Source organism: Actinoplanes sp. NPDC051537 (assembly GCF_055586105.1).
In genome coordinates this window covers 24,054-37,703 of sequence record NZ_JBVJIU010000008.1, presented here as the reverse complement: position 1 = coordinate 37,703, position 13,650 = coordinate 24,054, and the positions used below count along the sequence as shown (strand labels likewise).

Genomic DNA, 13,650 nt, shown 5'->3' with positions numbered 1-13,650 from the left:
CCGGCTCTGCTTACCTCCGGGCTCGCCCACCGCCGGCTCTGCTTACCGCCGGCGCTGCTCACGCCGCCCGGCTCCCCGCTCGACGACGGCTGAATGCTCGGCGCGGTGGCTCCCGGCGGTTACCCCGCCTTCGTGGCGCGGCGGGTCGACGGCCTGTCCTCGGGCTCGCGGCCGATCAGCGACCCCACGCCTCGCGCGAGAGGCGCGCTGCGGCGCCGCCGACCGCCCGGATCGCGGGGCGACTGGGCGGGGCTGGGCTCGTGCGGTTGGGCGACCCGAAAATCCCGTATCCCCGCATGTTCTTGATCTTCAAGCCGCCGGAAACCCCCGCTACGCCTGGCCGTAGACCGGGATCGTCGCGCCCGTTGTCGGGGCTGACTCGTCGGATGCCAGGAAGACGATGGTCGGGGCGATCTCCTCCGGTCGCACCCAGCGGGAGAAGTCGGCGTCCGGCATCGCGCGGCGGTTGGCCGGGGTGTCGATGACGCTCGGCAGGATCGTGTTGCAGCGCACCTTCTGCTTCCGGTACTCGACCGCGACCGCGTTGGCGAACGCCAGCACCGCGGCCTTGGCCGTCACGTAACCGGCGGCGCCCGGGAACGGGGCCACGGCGGCCCTCGACGAGACGCAGACGATGCCTCCGCCGCCGGCCGCGATCAGCCGGGGCAGGGCCGCGGCCGTCACCAGATAGGTCGGGCGGAGGTTGAGCGCGAGCAGCCGTTCGAAATCCGTGAAAGGGGTGTCGGCCACGAGACCGCTACCGGCGTACGCCCCGGCGAGATTGACCACCGCCCGCAGCGGCGCCCCGGATTCGGCCGCGGCGACGGCGATGGCGGCAGTGACGTCGGTCTCATTCGAGAGGTCGGCCTCGATCGCGATCGCGCCCTTCGGCGGGCCCGAGGAGCCTGGCCGCACGGGCGCCACGACGCGCCAGCCGCCGGCCACGAAGGCCTCCACCGTGGCCCGGCCGAGCCCGCCCGCGCCGCCCGTGACGAATACCGTGCGCCCGTTGTCCATGGGGATCATGCTGCCCGCTCATCCGCCGCGGACGGTGTGGTTTTCGTCACGGTCGCCGCAGGATGATCTGGTGATCGCCTTTCGTTGACGAAAGGGCCGTCACCTGCATGGGCGTCACCCTTGCGGGCGAGTTGAACTGCGGCTCCGCGTGCCGCATTGTGGCAGGTGTCCCGTTCGGTCCGGCCTAACGGGATCTTTTCGATGAGGCTTTTGTTTCAAGCCGGTCGCGAACCTGTCGATGCTGCACGTGAACCCGGGAAGCCGAGTGGCCGTACTGGGTAGTGACGAGTGTCCCATGGTCAGTGGTGATGCCCGTCGCTGCGACGGATGAGGGGCCGATGGTGTCATTGAGGCTAGCGACGGGTATGCGTCTTGGTACGCGACCGACGCGCCGGCAGCGGCACGCGAATGCCGCGACGAGAGCCCTCCTCAGGAACATCGCACGCGGCTCTCAGCAATCACCCAGGCATTCGTGACACTTTCGACCCACCAGCCGGAATCAGTGCGACCAGTCATTTGTTGTGTAGATGCCAGTAACCGCAATGAACGTACTGCGGGCGTTACGGGGAGGAACTGATGAACACAGGGTTTGCCCGTAACGGGGTAAGAAGTGAACGCAATGAGGGGACCGTGGGCAACGTGGAGAAGAACACCGTGATGCGGACCGACCAGGTCGCCGAGGAGCGAGACCTGGTCGGCGTCTATCTGCACGAGATCTCCCGGACGCCTCTGCTGAGCGCGGCCGAGGAAGTCGACCTTTCCAAGCAGATCGAGGCGGGCCTGTACGCGGAGTTCCTGCTCGACGAGGGTGAGATGCCTCGCGGCGTGAGCCGTGAAGAGCTCGAGCGGATCGTCCACGAGGGTCAGCGGGCGAAGGATCTGTTCATCCGGGCCAACCTGCGACTCGTCGTGTCGATCGCGCGGCGCTACGTGCGATCCGGCATGCCGATGCTCGACCTGATCCAGGAGGGCAACACCGGCCTGGTCCGCGCCGTCGAGAAGTTCGACTACGAGCGCGGCTACAAGTTCTCGACGTACGCGACGTGGTGGGTGCGCCAGGCGATCAGCCGGGCCATCGCCCAGCAGGAGCGCACCGTGCGACTCCCCGTGCACCTGGTCGAGGACGTCAACCGGATGCGTAACGTCACCCGCCAGCTCGTCCGCGAGCTCGGCGCCGACCCCGAGCCCGACCAGATCGCGGCGGCGCTCGGTGTGACCGTGGAGCGGGTCAACGAGCTCACCCGCTGGGCTCAGGACACCGTCTCGCTCGACACCCCCGTCGGCGACGACGGCGACACCAACCTCGGCGACCTGGTCGCCGACAGCGACGCCCCCTCCCCGGAGGAGATCGTGCTGACCGCTCTCGAGCGGCAGCGCATCGAGGGCCTGCTCAACCACCTCGACGACCGGTCGGCCGGCATCATGCGGGCGCGGTACGGCCTCGAGGACGGCCGGGAGCACTCGCTGACCGAGGTGGCGTCGCGCTTCTCGCTCAGCCGGGAGCGCATCCGTCAGCTCGAGATCCAGGCGCTCGGCCGGCTGCGTGAGCTGGCTCGGGCCGAGGGCCTCCAGGCCGCCTGACCCCCCCGACGAGACGCGAAAGGCCGGTACCCCCTCGGGTACCGGCCTTCTTGATGTCCGCGTTCGGTTACTTCACCCGGCCGTAGCCGTACGGGGTCATGATGTTGATCGTCCGCTTCTTGATCGGCTCGCCCTCGCGGGACGCGTCGATGATCATGCCGCCGCCGACGTACAGGCCGACGTGGCCGAGGCTGCGATAGAACACCAGGTCGCCCGGTTGCAGCTGGGACTTGGTGATGCGGGCCGTGGCGCTGTACTGCGCGGCCGCGTTGTGCGGCAGCGACTTACCGGCCTTGGCCCAGGCGGCCATGGTCAGGCCCGAGCAGTCGAAGGTGTTGGGCCCGGAGTCGCCGTACCCGTAGTACGCCGGCTTGTTCGCCTGCACGTACGCGAAGTCGACCGCGATGCCCGCCGAGCCGGAGATGTTCGGCGCCTTGCCCGCGGCGCCCGAGACGCCGGTCTCGGTCGCGCTGCCGAACGCCTGCTCTCGCATGGCGCGCAGCTTCTTGATGTTGCTCTCGATCGTCTTCTTGCGCGTCGCCATCGCCTTGAGCTGCGCCTGCTGCTTGGCCTGCGTCGTCTTCAGCGCGGCCTGCCGCTCGGCGAAGGTCTGCGTGGTCTGCGCGTAGTCGTCGATGTCGCGCTGGTTCGACCGGCTGATCATGTCGAGGTAGCTCATCCGGTCGATCAGGCTGCTCTGGTCGCCGCCGAGCAGCGCGGTCATCGGACCGACCCGGCCCTGCATGTACGCGGTGGAGGCGACCGACTGGACCTGGGCCTCGGCGACCACCATCTTCGCCTTGGCCGGAGCGATCGACGCGGCCAGCTTCTTCTGGTCGTCGCCGGTCTTCTTCAGGTCGATGTTGAGCTTGTTGTACGACTCGGTGATGTCCTCGAGTTGGTTCGAGGCGGTCTCGATCTGCTTCTTGAGCTCGCTCTCGGACGGCGCCGCGTGTGCCGAGGTCGCCAGGGACCCGGTCAGCGCGATCGCCATGGCCGCGACCGCGAGAGACCGCAGGCTGGTGCGGGGGGTTGGCACCGGTTGCTAGACCTTTCTTCCGCTTGTGCCACCTACCGGGTTAGCTGACGGATTCGGGCGGAAGAAGGCCCTACCGCTGGAACAGCGGATTCACCCCAGGAACGCGGTTCCCCGGTTCGGCCGAGACGTGGGGGGCACGTCGCGCCGATTCGGCGGCGTTGGCCGGCGCCACCCGAGGGAAGTGGCTGCGGACCGAACCAACCGCATTAACTTATCGATGCGCGAAACAAAATCAAGGTCTCTGCGCGGGATTTAAGGTAAACGCCAGATATGCACCAATGATCCCGATAACGCATTGTCATTCGGCGAAGACTCGGCGTTATTCCGGCCGTCAAACGGGACTTTTCGCCAGCTCCGCGGGAACCCACGCGTTGGTGACCTTACGCTCGGCCCAGAACGAGAGGAAGGGGATCGTTCCGGCGGCCATGACGAGGAGCATCCGCAGGAACGGCCAGCCCGCCCGGCGCGCCAGATCGAACGTCAGCACCAGGTAGACCATGAAGAGGAAGCCGTGGGCCGGGCCGACGATCGCGACGACCGTGTCGTTGTCACCGAGATACTTCAGCGGCATGCCGACCAGCACGAGCGTGAGCAGGCAGACGCCGACGATCCACGCGATGATCCGGTAACGGATGAGGGCTCCCTGCACGATCCACTTCCTATTTCTTCGGCGAGTTTCCGGGGTAGTCCGTCGCCCGGGCGCCCGGGTGGGCCGCCAGCCAGGCGAGGTAGTCGTTGTACGCCTCCAGCTCCGGGTCGTCCTCGGCGGGTGGCGCCGCGACGGCGACCCGGACCGGCCGGCCGGCGGTGACCGGCGAGCCCGGGGGCCGCACCGGTGCATCCTCCTCGGGTGGCCGCGCCGGGCGCCGGGCGAGCTGCACCTCGCGCACCCAGAGGAAGGCGAAGAAGGCCGCGAAGACCGGCCACTCGAAGGTGTAGCCCCAGCTGAGCGTGTTGCCACCGCTGGCCCGGCTGAACTGCCACCAGCCCAGCCCGAGGCAGCCCACCACGGCGGCGAGCGCGAGGACGTGCCGGGCGATCCACGCCGGCGTCCACAGCCCCTTCATGCCCACGAGCGTACCGGCGGGTGTTTGATCGCCGTCCGCACGGGCAACGCTCCCTTACCGGCCCGACCAGCGGAGGTAGCGATGCTCGACAACGAGATCGGCGTGGACCCCGCCACGCTCGCGGACGACGACCTGTTCCGGGAGCTGACCAGTCTCTACCGCGCGCGCCTGGAGACGCTGCGGCACGGCCCCGACGCGGCCCTGGACAACCACTTCCGGCGCACGGCCGACCTGGAGACCGAGTACATGGCTCGCCACCCCGGCCGCGAGGTGGACCCGTCCCGCCTGACCCAGGCCTTCTGACCGCGACCGGAAGTGACTCAGGTCACAATCGCTCACGGAATCGGGCCGGGCGACCGACGGTTGAGAATAGATGTCGGTGTGTCCAGTGTCCCCGGGCCTCACCACTAATGCCTTCACGGAATACCGTTCGGCTGGAGCCGTGTCGTGCCACTCGCCGAGAGGCGACATGCACACCGACATCTCTTGCGCGGCCCCCGGGTTCTCCCGGGGGCCGCGCGGTGTTTCACGGCCCTTCGGGGCGGGGTACTTCGTCGATCATGACTGAGGACCGCATCGAGCAACGCGCCGCCGAACTGCTCCCCGAAGAGCGCGCGGCCGGCAGCGCCGACCCGCAGGCGCAGGCTGAGGCGATCCTCGCGGAGTCCGACGAGCGCGAGGACGACCCGGAGCCGCGGGAGAACCGGACCTCGGACGACACCACCCGGTAGGGGCATCGAACTTCCGTGTCTGTCGATGGTCATGGCATAGTGCCGGGCGTGTCTGCCCTGAATCGCCGGATTTCTGCCCCCAAACGTGGGCCCGCGCGCGTGCTGAGTCGTCTCACGCGTGCGCGTCGGCCGCGTCCGGCGGCTCTCAGCGACTCGGCTCCGCCGACTGATAGTCCAGGCTTGGGTAGCGACATGGCTCCGCCGACTGATAGTCCAGGCTTGGGTAGCGAAATGGTCGAACTGGCGGGACTGCTGCACGAGGTGTCGGTGCGCCTGCTCGGCGCGGAGAGCTTCGGCGCGGCGCTGGAGCGCCTCGCGTCGTTCGCGGTGGGTGCGGTGCCGGGCGCGGTGCGTTGCTCGGTCGCGCTGATCGGCGAGGGCGGCCCACTCAGCTGCACCGCCTACGGTCCGAGCGGCGAGGGCGTCGATGAGCTCCAGTACGCGTTGAGCACCGGCCCGGGCCTCGACGCGGCTCGCGGCCGCTCGCTCGTCACGGTCGCCGACCTGGCGACGGACGAGCGCTGGCCCGAGCTCGCCGAGCCGGCCCGGGCCGAGGGCGTCCGGTCGGTGGTGGCCGTGCCCCTGGACGTGCCGCGCGCCGAGGTGGGCTCGCTCAGCCTCTATCTGGATCGCCCCGGCGGCCTCGGCCCCGACCTGACGCTGACCGCCATGGCGCTGGTCGGCCAGGCCGAGGTCCTGCTCGGCGAGATCCGCCGCCGCGACGAGTCGAGCACCAGCGCCGCCGTCGACCGTGCGGTCGGCGTGATCATCGCCCAGCGTGGCTGCGGCGTGCGCGAGGCCTACGACGTGCTCGGCGAGACCGCCCAGCGGCTCGGCCTCGACCGCCAGGCCGTCGCCGACCGCCTGATCGCGGCCGTCGCCCGCAACGCCTGACGGCGTCTGGCCCGCGCGTGGCGGTGAGCAGAGCTGGGCGTCTGGCCTGCGCGCCGAGGTGAGCAGAGCTGGGCGTCTGGCCTGCGCGCCGAGGTGAGCAGAGCTGGGCGTCGGGCCCGCGCGCCGAGGTGAGCAGAGCAAAGGGCCGAGGCGCGGTCGCCTCGGCCCTTTGCCTGCTGGTGGGTGCCGGTCAGCCGGCGGAACCGTCCTTGCCGGCCGGGACCGGGTGGTTCCTGTCGGTGAGCGGGCCCGCGCCGACCTCGCCCGGCACGCCGTCGCTGTTCTCCGCGGCCAGGATGTCCGCCTCGCGCTGCGCCTGGGCCGAGCGCTGGGCCAGCGGGATCTCGGGCAGGAAGAAGACCACCACGAGGCCGACGATCATCACGGCCAGGGCGAGCAGGAAGACCACCTGGATGCCGTCCGAGAAGCCGACCTTGAAGGGGTGCGCGAGCACGTCGGTCAGCTTGTTGATCCAGGAGGTGTCGCTCAGATCGCCGCCGCCACCGGCGGTCGCGTCCTGCAGGATCTTCGCCTGGTCGGGGTGCGCGGCCAGCGCGGCCTTGAACTGGTCGGTGCCGGCGGCCGAGGTGAACGCTCCCTTGATCTTGCCGGGGAGCACGTTGAAGAGCACCGACAGGAAGATCGCGGTGCCGAGCGTGCCGCCCATCGAGCGGAAGAACGTCACCGAGCTGGTGGCCACGCCGATCTCGCGCGGGCTCACCGCGTTCTGCACCGCGGTGATCATCGGCTGCATGTTGCCGCCCAGGCCGAGGCCCATCACCACCATGATCAGCATGGTCTGCCAGAGCGGGGTGTCCGCGCCGATGGTGGCGAAGAGCCCGAGGGACACGACCATGAGGCTGCTGCCGATGATCGGGAAGATCCGGTAGCGGCCGGTACGGGCGATCAACTGACCGGCGGTGATCGAGCCGGCCATGATGCCGAACACGAATGGGATCATCTGCAGCCCGGCGAGGGTGGCCGAGGAGCCCTTCACGATCTGGAGGTAGAGCGGGACGGTCATCAGGCCGCCGAACATCGCCATGCCGAGGATCGAGCTGGACACGGCGCCGACGCTGACCGTGCGGTTGCCGAACAGCCGCAGCGGCAGCAGCGCCTCCTCCTTGTACGCGCGCTCGGCGAACACGAACGCGACGATGCCGATCACGCCGATCACGTAGCAGAGGATCGAGCGGCCGGAGTCCCAGCCCCACGTGCGGCCCTGCTCGGCCACGGTCAGCAGCGGCACGAGGCCGATGATCAGGGTGAGCGCGCCGGGCCAGTCGATGCGGTGGTTGACCCGGTGGTGGGGGAGGTGCAGCACCTTGGCCACGACCGCCATGGCGGCGATGCCGATCGGCACGTTCAGGTAGAAGACCCAGCGCCAGCCGTCCACCCACAGAATCTTGTCGGCACCCGCGAAGAAGCCGCCGAGGATCGGGCCGAGAACGCTCGCGGTGCCGAAGACGGCGAGGAAGAAGCCCTGGTAGCGGGCTCGCTCGCGGGGCGGCACGATGTCGCCGATGATCGCCAGGGCCAGCGACATGAGGCCGCCGGCGCCGATTCCCTGGATCGCGCGGAACGCCGCCAGCTCGTACATGTTCTGGGAGAGGCCGCAGAGCATCGAGCCGACGATGAAGATGCCGATCGCGAACAGGAAGAACGGCCGCCGCCCGTAGATGTCGGACAGCTTGCCGTAGAGCGGCGTGGAGATCGTCGACGTGATCAGGAAGGCCGTCGTGGCCCACGCCTGCAGGTCGAAGCCGTGCAGGTCGTCGGCGATCGTCCGGGTGGCCGTGGCCATGATCGTCTGGTCCAGGGCGGCCAGGAACATGCCCATCATCAGGCCGGCGAGAACCGTGAGGATCTGACGGTGGGTGAAGTCCGCGGTGCCGGTGGGCGGCGGCGCGGTGGTCTCGGTGTTGCTCACGCGTTCTCCCGTGGTGGTGTCGCGGCCGGCTCGCTGCGCAGATGCGCTTCGACCGCGCTGTTGAATTCGGTGAAGAGCTCGACGAACGCCTCGACCCGCCCGGCCGGCCAGCGCTCGAGCACCGCGGCGAGGAAGGCCTCGCGGGCGTCGTGCAACTCGCGGCAGGCGGCGAGACCCTCCTCGGTGATGGCCAGGCGGGACGCCCGGCCGTCCTCCGGATCTGCCTCGCGGCGGGCCAGGCCCGCCTTCACCAGCTGTGCGGCCTGCCGGCTGACCGTGGAGGGGTCGGCCTGCTTGGCCTCGGCCAGGTCGGTCACGCGCATCGGACCGTGGAACCGCAGAGGGAAGAGCAGCATCAACGCGGAGAACTCCGCACCCAGGTCTCCCCGGTTGAGCATGCCCTTCGCCCGGGCGCCGAGCCGGAAGAACCGCATAAGTTCGTCGGCCAGACGCGAGGCGCCACCGGCCGCGTCCATCGTCTGCACGTGCTGCCGTCCCGAAAAGATTGATTGATGCATGCAGCGTACAACTTGTTGTGTGATGAAAGCATCTCGCTAACGGCCACAGAAAGTGACGCTCATCGCATTCGCCAGACCCCGGTCGTCAGCGTCTCTGCCTCCTCGAGCGCGGCGGGCACCGGCACGGTGTACTCGGCCACGCGCTCGAACAGCCGAGCCGGGAAATACCCGCGTCCGGGGTCGCCAACCAGGACCGTGACGGAATTCCGCCGTTCCATCCGAAGATCGCTGGTGATGGCCGCCGCGACGGTGGGGCTGTAGAAGACGTCGCCGGCCAGGATCACCTCGGCGTCGGCCACGTCATCGCTCAGAGTGACGTGGTTGGCGGCCGCGTTGCGGTGGGCGGCGGCGACCGCGCGGGGGTCGATGTCGGCGGCGGCGACCTCGGCGGCGCCGGCCCGGGCGGCGGCGATCGCGACGATTCCGGAACCGGTGGCGATATCCCGTACGCGTTTGCCGGCCACCACCTCGGGATGGTCGAGCACATAGCGCGCGAGGGCCTGGCCGCCGGCCCACGCGAACGACCAGAACGGGGGTGGTTCGTCGCTGCGGAACTCGCCGCCGGTCAGGTCGAAGAGGCCGGTTCGGGGGTCGGCCAGATGGAGCGAGATCTCGGGGGTCAGCGGTACCGGTCGGAGCACCCGCCGAGTCTAATTTTTGGCTTAACTTTTGACGGCCGCGGGCGGCGCCGCCATGACCAGTTTGGCCCGGTATTCGCTACGCGCCTCGGCCGCCCACGGCGCGTCCTCCTCCTCGAGCAGGGGACGGCTCGCGAGGAACGCGGCGGCGGTCAGCGGCTTGATCGCACGCTGCGCGGGCCGGCTCGCGGCGGCGGCCACCAGCTCGTCGAATCGAGCCACGTCGACGCGTACGCGATCGGGATCGAAGCGCACCCGGCCACGGTGCGTGATCAACACGGAATCGCGCGTGGTCGCACCCGGCTCCAGGTGGGCCCGCAGAACCGACAAGTCGGCCTCGACGGACTTCTTGCCCGTGGTCAGCAGCTCCGCCAGCTCCGAAATGGACACCTCGCCGCGCAACGCGATCAGGGCGAGGAGGTGCCGCGGCCGGTCGCCACCGAAGTCGGCGCCCGAGAGGCGCTCGCCCCGGGTACGAACTTCGATGCGGCCGAAGAGCTGGATGTCGAACATGAATGAGAACTCTGCGTCTGGCAAAGTTGACCGGCAAGGCCCAATGCTAGGGGTTCCATCAACCGAAAGACTGGTGATCGCGGCCGCTTGGCCTCATCCTTCTGTCGGTGGTACCGGCGCAACGGATCCGGCCCGTCGCTGCGGCAGGCTGTTGGTAGGGCAAAGATGAGAGCTGGTACTCCTTAGACTTCCGAGGTCCTCATCGGTTTGAAAGGTGGCGCATGAAACACGGCGAAGCGATCAGCGTCCTCGTCGTCGACGGCCACCAGACGTTCGCCGAGCTGCTCGGACACGCTCTGGCCGGCCAGCCCGACCTCGAGTACGTCGGTCACGCCCGCACCGGCGCGGAGGCGTTGCAGCTCTCCGCGCAGCTGCTTCCCGACGTAATACTCCTCGATCCGGACCTGTCCGATGCGGACGGTATTGCGATCGCTGAGCTGATTCGGGTTCGCCAGCCGGACACCCGTGTGGTGATCCTCACGGCCAGCGACGAGGGCGCGCTCGTCGGGCGGGCCACCGCGGCCGGCGCCGCCGGATTCCTGTCCAAGAACGGCGCTCTCGGCGACGTGCTGAACGCGTTGCGCACCGCGCACGGCGGCGGCATGACGGTCTCCACCGACATCCTCGCCCGGCTGCTGCGCAGCACCACCCCGGTGGCGGCGCCGCGTGGTGGCGGGCTCACCGTTCGTGAGGACGAGGTGCTGCACCTCATGGCGGCCGGATTGGACGCTCGCGCGATCGCCCGCCGTCTCGGAATAAGCCTTCACACCTGCCGTGGATACGTGAAGGCGGTGCTGGCCAAGCTCGGCGCGCACAGCCAGCTGGAGGCGGTCGCGATCGCCACCCGGCGGGGCCTGATCCGCCCCGGCCGGCAGTAACTCTAAGTAGTTCCTGCCGGTACTCATCCGCGAGAACCCCAGATCCGTACCACTGTCGGGGATAGCCGGGATGCCGGTGCTTGCGACAGGGGAGACTCGCGGTGGACCGAGTAGCAGCTGACGACGCGATGTCCGGTGTGGCGGTCAAGGGGGACACGCTCTATCGGCGCCCGCCGGCGCATCCGCCGGCCGAATCCATGACCGGGGGGTCGTGGTTCACCGACGGCACGGAGGTGCCGCCGCCGCCCGCTCCGGAGTACGGCCCGGCCACGCCGGCCGGCGGCTCGAACCGGGCGTCCTACGGATTCACCGCCACGCCGATCTCACCGATGCGGCACGGGCCGACGTCGGCGCCGCCCGCGCCTTCGCCCGCTCCCTCGCCCGTGATCGACGTCCCGGCCCGGCCGGCGGCATCGAGCTGGTCGTCTCCCGCTCCCGTGCCCGAGACCGAGCTTCCCATCCGGCAGACGACATCGAGCTGGCCGCCGCCCGCGCGCATGCCGGCCGAATCGTCGTCCGATTTGTCCGGCGCATTGCGGGGGCCGTCCGGCTCGATGGCCGCGGTGCGGGGCAACTCGGGCGCGACGGGCGCGCTGCGGCGCGACTCGGGTGCGACGGGCGCGCTGCGTAGTCACTCGGGCTCGTCGCGCGCGCTCCGGGCGCCGTCCGGTGAGCACGCCGTCCGGCGGACGCCACCGCCGCCGCCGCGTCGCGAGGCGCCCCCCGCCGAGCCGCTTCCGCCGCGACAGTCCCGGATGGTCACCCTCGGTATCGTCGTGCTCTCCGCGATCGTCCTCGTCGCCGGTTCGATCGTCGGCGTCATGTACTTCTCCGGCTCGGACGACCAGCTCGACTCGGTGCTCCAGCTCGGCGCGGGCGGGACCGGCAAGCGTACGGTCAGCGCCCCCCTCGACAACCGCACCAAGGCCAGCTTCGAGCTGCTCGCCGGGGCCAACGTCGTGCACGTGACGATCGGCGAGCTGGGCGACGACCTCTACCGGATCTCCACACCGGACGACGCCGGCATCCTGCCCAGCGCCACGATCCGTAACGACGACGTCAAGCTGCAGACCACCCAGGACGGCGACGGCACCGGCGGCGAGATCGAGGTCGTGCTGGCCGCCAAGGTGCGCTGGCAGCTGCGCTTCTCCGGGTACGCCGAGAAGCAGAACATCGACGTGAGCGGCGGCCAGATCAGCGGCATCGAGATGGTCGCCGGGATGCGCGAGGCCGAGCTGACCCTCTCGCAGCCGGCCGGGACCGTGCCCGTGAAGATCAACGGTGCCGTGGACAAGCTCGTCCTCAAGTCCCCGGCCGCCAACCCGGTGCGGATCAAGGTGGGCGGCGGCGCGCAGACGGTGATCGCCGGCAGCCGGACCCTCAAGGACGTAGCGGCCGGTTCGACCCTGACCCCGAAGGGCTGGAACACCACCGACCGCTACGACGTCACCGCCGGCGCCCGCATCACGACGCTGACGGTGGAGAACGCCTGACCTACGACAGCACGCGCAGGCGGACCGTCTGCTCCATGGCGCGCAACTGGTCGAGGACCTCGTCGCTGAAGCCGCCGCTGATGTCGGTGATCAGGTAGCCGTACTCACCGCGGGTGCTCAGCAGCTGACCCTCGACGTTCACCGCGTGCTTGGCCAGGATGCTGTTGACCTGCGCCAGCACCCCCGGCATGTTGATGTGGACGTGCACGATCCGGCTCATGCCGCTCTGCTCGGGCAGCGCCACCCCGGGCAGGTTGACGCTCAGCGTCGTGTTGCCGTCCGTGACGAAGTGGGCCAGCTTGTTGGCCACGAAGTCGCCGATGTCGGACTGCGCCTCCTCGGTCGACCCGCCGATGTGCGGCGTGAGGATGACGTTCGGCAGGCCGCGCAGCTCGGAGACGAACTCGTCGCCGCGGCCCTTCGGCTCCTTGGGGAAGACGTCGACCGCGGCGCCGGAGAGGTGGCCGCCGGTCAGCGCGTCCCGCAGCGCGACGTGGTCGACCACGATGCCGCGCGACAGGTTGAGGAACAGCGCGCCCGGCTTCATCCGCTTGAACTGCTCGGCGCCGAAGAACCCGGCGTTGCCCGGCCGGCCGTCGACGTGCAGGGTCACCACGTCCGACGTCTCCAGCAGCTCCTCGAGCGAGGCGCAGCGGTGGGCGTTGCTGAGGGCCAGCTTGTCGGCCGTGTCGTAGAACGAGACGTGCATGCCCAGGTTCTCGGCCAGCACCGACAGCTGGGTGCCGATGTTGCCGTACCCGACGATGCCGAGCCGCCGCCCGCGGATCTCGTGCGCGCCGTCCGCCGACTTGTCCCAGACGCCCTCGTGCATGAGCGCGTTCTTCTCGGTGAGGCGGCGGGTCATCGCGATGATCTCGGAGATCGCCAGCTCCACCACCGAGCGGGTGTTCGAGAACGGCGCGTTGAAGACCGCCACGCCCGCGGCCGAGGCGGAGTGCAGGTCGATCTGGTCGGTGCCGATGCAGAACGCGCCGATCGCGACCAGGCTGTCGGCCGCCTCGAGCACCTTGGCGGTCACCTTGGTCTTGGACCGGATGCCCAGCAGGTGCACGCCCGGGATGCGCTCGAGGAGCTCGGCCTCGTCCAGGGCGTTGCGGACGGACTCGACGTGATATCCCTCCGCCTCGAGCCGGGACACCGCGTCGCGGTGAATGCTCTCCAACAGAAGGACTCGCACCTTGGCCTGCTCGATCATCATCATCCGTTCCGTGTTGAGAAGTTGAGGCCGTCCGGGCCGCCACGCCGAAGCCCAGATCTACCAGCCTAATGCGCGGCCGGCCCCGGTCCGGGCCGGTGTGCCGGACCTCCCATCTGGTGCGATGGCCGTAAC

At 69.6% G+C, this 13,650-nt stretch carries 15 protein-coding genes and 1 riboswitch; of the genes, 6 read left to right on the top strand and 9 right to left on the bottom strand.

Features of this window, described 5'->3' with window-relative positions:
* Positions 1-330 precede the first annotated feature (330 nt).
* Positions 331-1,026 carry an SDR family NAD(P)-dependent oxidoreductase gene (locus tag ACZ6TB_RS20440; protein ID WP_465556107.1) on the bottom strand — a complete coding sequence of 232 codons (696 nt, stop codon included), beginning with the start codon at positions 1,024-1,026 and terminating at the stop codon, positions 331-333.
* Positions 1,027-1,593: 567 nt separating this feature from the next.
* Between ACZ6TB_RS20440 and ACZ6TB_RS20435 the strand changes: the two genes are divergently transcribed.
* Complete coding sequence (locus ACZ6TB_RS20435) at positions 1,594-2,598, top strand: sigma-70 family RNA polymerase sigma factor (RefSeq protein WP_465556106.1); 1,005 nt, start codon at positions 1,594-1,596, stop codon at positions 2,596-2,598.
* A gap of 67 nt (positions 2,599-2,665) precedes the next feature.
* Here the strand turns inward: ACZ6TB_RS20435 and ACZ6TB_RS20430 are convergent, their stop codons facing one another.
* From ACZ6TB_RS20430 to ACZ6TB_RS20420, 3 genes are all read right to left on the bottom strand, one after another.
* The gene (locus tag ACZ6TB_RS20430; RefSeq protein WP_465556105.1) at positions 2,666-3,637 is read right to left on the bottom strand and encodes a C40 family peptidase; all 972 of its coding nucleotides are present in this window, start codon (positions 3,635-3,637) and stop codon (positions 2,666-2,668) included.
* Positions 3,638-3,651: 14 nt separating this feature from the next.
* A riboswitch (cyclic di-AMP (ydaO/yuaA leader) is annotated at positions 3,652-3,802 on the bottom strand.
* 166 nt (positions 3,803-3,968) lie between these two features.
* Complete coding sequence (locus ACZ6TB_RS20425) at positions 3,969-4,286, bottom strand: DUF3817 domain-containing protein (RefSeq protein ID WP_465556104.1); 318 nt, start codon at positions 4,284-4,286, stop codon at positions 3,969-3,971.
* Positions 4,287-4,296: 10 nt separating this feature from the next.
* Complete coding sequence (locus tag ACZ6TB_RS20420; RefSeq protein WP_465556103.1) at positions 4,297-4,704, bottom strand: hypothetical protein; 408 nt, start codon at positions 4,702-4,704, stop codon at positions 4,297-4,299.
* Positions 4,705-4,731: 27 nt separating this feature from the next.
* On the opposite strand from ACZ6TB_RS20420, the gene ACZ6TB_RS20415 reads away from it, so the two are divergent.
* From ACZ6TB_RS20415 to ACZ6TB_RS20405, 3 genes are all read left to right on the top strand, one after another.
* Positions 4,732-5,007 (top strand): DUF6158 family protein, encoded by a 276-nt coding sequence (locus tag ACZ6TB_RS20415; protein ID WP_465556546.1) that lies wholly within the window; start codon positions 4,732-4,734, stop codon positions 5,005-5,007.
* A gap of 257 nt (positions 5,008-5,264) precedes the next feature.
* Positions 5,265-5,435: a hypothetical protein gene (locus ACZ6TB_RS20410; protein WP_465556102.1), complete on the top strand. Its 171-nt coding sequence runs from the start codon at positions 5,265-5,267 to the stop codon at positions 5,433-5,435.
* Positions 5,436-5,666: 231 nt separating this feature from the next.
* Positions 5,667-6,329, top strand: a complete 663-nt coding sequence (locus ACZ6TB_RS20405) for an ANTAR domain-containing protein (RefSeq protein ID WP_465556101.1) — start codon at positions 5,667-5,669, stop codon at positions 6,327-6,329.
* A gap of 190 nt (positions 6,330-6,519) precedes the next feature.
* Here ACZ6TB_RS20405 and ACZ6TB_RS20400 read toward each other — a convergent pair whose 3' ends face one another.
* The 4 genes from ACZ6TB_RS20400 to ACZ6TB_RS20385 are packed head-to-tail and all read right to left on the bottom strand — an operon-like array spanning position 6,520 to position 9,928.
* Positions 6,520-8,259, bottom strand: a complete 1,740-nt coding sequence (locus ACZ6TB_RS20400; protein ID WP_465556100.1) for an MDR family MFS transporter — start codon at positions 8,257-8,259, stop codon at positions 6,520-6,522.
* Entirely contained in the window at positions 8,256-8,777 is a 522-nt protein-coding gene (locus ACZ6TB_RS20395; RefSeq protein WP_465556099.1) for a MarR family winged helix-turn-helix transcriptional regulator, read from the bottom strand. The genes ACZ6TB_RS20400 and ACZ6TB_RS20395 overlap by 4 nt, the downstream gene beginning before the upstream one ends.
* A 59-nt stretch (positions 8,778-8,836) precedes the next feature.
* Positions 8,837-9,418, bottom strand: coding sequence for a class I SAM-dependent methyltransferase (locus ACZ6TB_RS20390; RefSeq protein ID WP_465556098.1), 582 nt, complete (start codon positions 9,416-9,418; stop codon positions 8,837-8,839).
* 21 nt (positions 9,419-9,439) lie between these two features.
* Positions 9,440-9,928, bottom strand: a complete 489-nt coding sequence (locus tag ACZ6TB_RS20385; protein ID WP_465556097.1) for an AfsR/SARP family transcriptional regulator — start codon at positions 9,926-9,928, stop codon at positions 9,440-9,442.
* Positions 9,929-10,149: 221 nt separating this feature from the next.
* Here ACZ6TB_RS20385 and ACZ6TB_RS20380 point away from each other — a divergent pair, with 221 nt between their 5' ends.
* Both ACZ6TB_RS20380 and ACZ6TB_RS20375 read left to right on the top strand, forming a co-directional pair.
* A complete protein-coding gene (locus ACZ6TB_RS20380; RefSeq protein ID WP_465556096.1) occupies positions 10,150-10,806 on the top strand; it encodes a response regulator in 657 nt (218 codons plus the stop codon).
* A 101-nt stretch (positions 10,807-10,907) separates the two neighbouring features.
* Positions 10,908-12,299 (top strand): hypothetical protein, encoded by a 1,392-nt coding sequence (locus ACZ6TB_RS20375; RefSeq protein ID WP_465556095.1) that lies wholly within the window; start codon positions 10,908-10,910, stop codon positions 12,297-12,299.
* A 1-nt stretch (position 12,300) separates the two neighbouring features.
* Here the strand turns inward: ACZ6TB_RS20375 and serA are convergent, their stop codons facing one another.
* Positions 12,301-13,521: a phosphoglycerate dehydrogenase gene (gene serA / locus ACZ6TB_RS20370; protein WP_465556094.1), complete on the bottom strand. Its 1,221-nt coding sequence runs from the start codon at positions 13,519-13,521 to the stop codon at positions 12,301-12,303.
* Between the last annotated feature and the right edge of the window lie 129 nt (positions 13,522-13,650).